The sequence below is a fragment of the Mesorhizobium sp. M7A.F.Ca.CA.001.10.2.1 genome (assembly GCF_003998575.1).
In the GTDB taxonomy this organism is placed as follows: Bacteria; Pseudomonadota; Alphaproteobacteria; order Rhizobiales; family Rhizobiaceae; genus Mesorhizobium.
Genome location: NZ_RZQY01000915.1, coordinates 1 through 1,807, shown reverse-complemented (window position 1 = coordinate 1,807; position 1,807 = coordinate 1). Strand labels below are relative to the sequence as shown.

General features: G+C 61.8%; 2 protein-coding genes and 1 tRNA gene. 1 reads left to right on the top strand and 2 read right to left on the bottom strand.

Annotated elements, in window-relative coordinates; all coding sequences use genetic code 11:
* The first annotated feature begins 5 nt into the window (after positions 1-5).
* The gene (locus EN964_RS33410) at positions 6-176 is read left to right on the top strand and encodes a DUF1330 domain-containing protein (RefSeq protein WP_281059592.1); all 171 of its coding nucleotides are present in this window, start codon (positions 6-8) and stop codon (positions 174-176) included.
* Positions 177-554: 378 nt separating this feature from the next.
* Here EN964_RS33410 and EN964_RS33405 read toward each other — a convergent pair.
* Positions 555-629 (bottom strand) — tRNA-Glu (locus EN964_RS33405).
* Positions 630-921: 292 nt separating this feature from the next.
* Positions 922-1,807 (bottom strand): YcbK family protein (locus EN964_RS33400; RefSeq protein WP_127277369.1); only part of this gene is annotated, 886 nt, incomplete at its 5' end.

Genomic DNA, 1,807 nt, shown 5'->3' with positions numbered 1-1,807 from the left:
AAGTCTTGGAGGGCGATTGGGTGCCAAACCGTTTGGTTATTATCGAATTCCCCTACATGACGTCGTTGATGGGCTGGTACAATTCGGCGGAATACGCCCGCCTTATTGAAATCCGGAAGCGTTGCGCCAACACCAGGATCATTGCGCTCGAGGGGGTTGCAACACCCACTCTTTGACCGTGGTGGCTCGCCTTAATCAGGTAGTATCCGGCTTTTTTGCCCGAATCCGTACACCTCGCAGTCAGCTGTTTAAAGCCGGGAAACCAGGCAATAAATGCGGGCTTACCACTGCGGGGCTTTCTCATTGTCGCGGTGCCCGAGAACCCAACTCGACCGTGTAATGAAAAGCCCGCCACGGGGGCGACCTGCGGCGGGCTCTTGGAGCGGCTACATCCCTGAGGAATCGACCACTTTGTAGCAGGATTATGACCTGTGTGGCCGCGTTAGCCTATGGTGTGATCGCGGAAGACTGCGCGTCAGTTGAAGACCGCGGCAGAGAGCCAGGCGAAATTGGCCACATTGGGAGGGAGGTTTGCGCTAAACGCATTATTTTTCTGGTACGCCCAAGGGGAATCGAACCCCTGTTACCGCCGTGAAAGGGCGGTGTCCTAACCGCTAGACGATGGGCGCGCTCAGACGAAGCGGCTTATACTGGTGTTGTGCGCAACCGGCAACCCGTCAGGTGCCACCTTGGACAACTTTTTTCCGGGCCAGCCAAATCAACGATTTCCCGAGGGTTGGCAGGCTTTGATAATTAGCGGCGACACCCATCGTTTCGTCATCCCAGGGTCTCCGCGACGGAGCCTCGCCCTACTTCGCCCTAGGATGACGAAGTTTGTGGGAGGCTTCGGCTAATCCCGAATGCTCAGAATGGTCACCGGTACGATCTTGGCTGCTAATAGGCCTAAGACCGTCTGCTAGACTAGCCGTCACCGCCGCTGCGCCGGCGGCAGCGCCAGTTCCAGTCGCGCTCGGGGCCGACGTCGACGTGAACCGATTCTGTGTGGCAGTACGTGCCGACGCCGCCGCGGCCGGGCATGCTTCTGATGTAGCTCGCCAGTTCCCATTTCGAAACGCCGGGAACCTGGATATCGGCGGCGGCGCAATACATGTGCAGCGAATTCTTGGCCCCGTTGGCGCGCCGGTTGCGGGCCGGGTCGCGATAGCCCGACGTCACCGTCATCTTGCGGCCGTAGTGGCCTTCGATCGTCTTCAGCACGCGCACCAGCGACGGCTTCAGGCAGGCCACATCGACGCTCTCGTTCTGCTTGAGCAGCCCGTTGGGCGCCAACCGGGCCATGCCGGCGGCTGACGCAACCTGATAGGAGCCGCCGATTGGCCCCTCATCCTCGTTGAGGTCGACGTCGCTTTCGTCGTCGAGGCCGGACTTGCGCTTGATCTCGAACAGGGCCGTCTGGCGCACGCCGGGCAGGGCGTCGCTACCCGTGATGTGATTGCTATCGTCGCCGAGCGAAGCCAGTTGCACCGGCTTGGCCGTGGAATTGGCCGAGGCCAGCGTGATGATCGGCTTTGCCGCTGCTGGCGTCGCTTTTGCCTGCGCCGGGGGCTGCTCGCCCGTCCGGGCGTTGCTGATGATGGGGGCTGGTGTCGCCGAGGCTGGCGTTGCGCCAAACATCGAGGCGAGGAAGCCTTTCTTCTTTGGTGCTTCGGCCTGCGGCATCTCGCCAGCCGTCACATAGACCGGGTTGTTCATGGCCGGAGCGGCAGCGGGCTTCGGCGCCGCCACGTCGCCGTCGACCGCGGCAATCTGCTGGGCGACCGCGTCGGTTTGCGGCGCGGTCTGTGCC